This window comes from Treponema sp. JC4, from assembly GCF_000260795.1.
Classification (GTDB): Bacteria; Spirochaetota; Spirochaetia; order Treponematales; family Treponemataceae; genus Treponema_D.
In genome coordinates, this window is the sequence record NZ_AJGU01000096.1 from 1 (window position 1) to 1,665 (window position 1,665).

A 1,665-nucleotide genomic window follows, 5' to 3' on the forward strand; every position below is an offset into this window, starting at 1 on the left:
AAAAGGGCAGTAAAAGCCTCTATTAAAATCATAAATAACTTTCGATTGCAGCTTATATGTAAAAGAAAGTCTGGTATATAAAACCTGTAAAGGATTTCTTCAAAAGAGGCTGCAAATATAAATGTCAGAAGGCAAAAGCACCATTGCAAGATATTTTGCGGAATAGCAATACTGTAATCAGGTCCGCTGACTTTTAATAAAAGTGCAATTCCGTTTAAGAAAAACGAAATCGAAAATAAAATACAGACAGTAAAAGTTGCAGGAAAAATCAAGTCATAAAATATAAAAAACTTTCCGGAATGAAGCGGCTTTTTCCATAGTTCTTTATGAGAAAAGAATAAAAAAAGAGAAAGGGCAAACAAAAAAGCCTGAGAAAGAGGAAATTTCCAGTCTGAAAAGGCAAGGATAGCAGGCTTTGAAAAAAGAGGAGGTAGGACAAAAAAGATAAAAACTAAAGAAAAATTACGATTTTTGCTACTGACGAATGTATTTTCATCTATATTATGATATAATATTTTAGTATTTATTGCAAAAAGTGAGGAAAATGTGTATTCAATTATCGGAGTAATAACAGTAATAGTTTTTTTCTATTGCTCGGTGCTATTTACACGGCTTTCAAAACAAAAATTAAATTTTTTGTTTCTGGAATGGATAACGGCTTTTCTTTTGCAGATATAACCACCCTCTGGGAAGCCTCTGAACTTTCTGGACTTGAAGATCCCAACTCACTTTATTATTCAATGCCATCCCTGACAAAATGCATGGAGAGGATTTCAACTACAGCACAGACTCTTGATCCTAATTCTGCTAAATCCTATCAGTTTTTATTATCAAAGCTTTTTGACTACCGTACAAAAATTCAAAATGAATCTGACTCAAAAAAAGGAATGCAGACAACCTTATCCCTTGATAAAGGCCAGAAGCTTAGAATCATTCTTCCGGGAAAGGGTGTTTTTACATCAGAAATCATTAATAACGGAAAACAACTGGTAATTTCCATTCCAAAACGCAAGGATCTGATTGAACTTCCAACCGACAGCTGGCTTCATAAAACCCTTACAATTTATTTGTGGCGCAAGGGCGATGCAAGATACGTTTTTGACAGCGCAGTAACCCAGACAGGTCTCTTTATTGGTTCTCCCTGTCTTTTTATCAATCATTCAAATAATCTTGTCCGCACTCAAAAAAGAAGGGCTGTACGTGCCAAGTGCGAAATCTACGGCTATCTCTACATAATCAAGGAAAAAATCAATGATTACCACGCTGTAGAAACTCATAACGGTTATAAATGTCTTATTGAAGATATTTCAGAAGCCGGTGCCCTTATCCGTATTGGTGGAAAGGGACTTTCTAATGTTCAGATTAAACTTCAGTTTAATATTCAGAACATGCTTATCGTAATGTTTGGAACTATCAAGAATTCTGAATTCAATCCTGTTAAAAATGAATCGCTTCTGCATTTTGAATGTACACATATAGATCCATTAATGAGAAATGAAGTTTTAAGTTTTGTTTACAATATGCTTCCTCAAACAGAAAAAGAGGTTATGGAAGCCCTTTCTCTTACAGAAGAAGATGTAGCCTCGGATGTTACTGCTCCAAAAGAAAATGAGGAGCAGGTGGAAAATGCAGAAGAGGTAACTGAAGAGCCTGAATTCGAAGAAC

Annotated in this window: 1 protein-coding gene; it reads left to right on the forward strand. The window is 34.9% G+C overall.

Features of this window, described 5'->3' with window-relative positions:
* Nucleotides 1-647 precede the first annotated feature (647 nt).
* Nucleotides 648-1,665, forward strand: a 1,018-nt coding sequence (locus tag MSI_RS13365) for a PilZ domain-containing protein (protein WP_155815650.1), incomplete at its 3' end; no start/stop codon positions are given.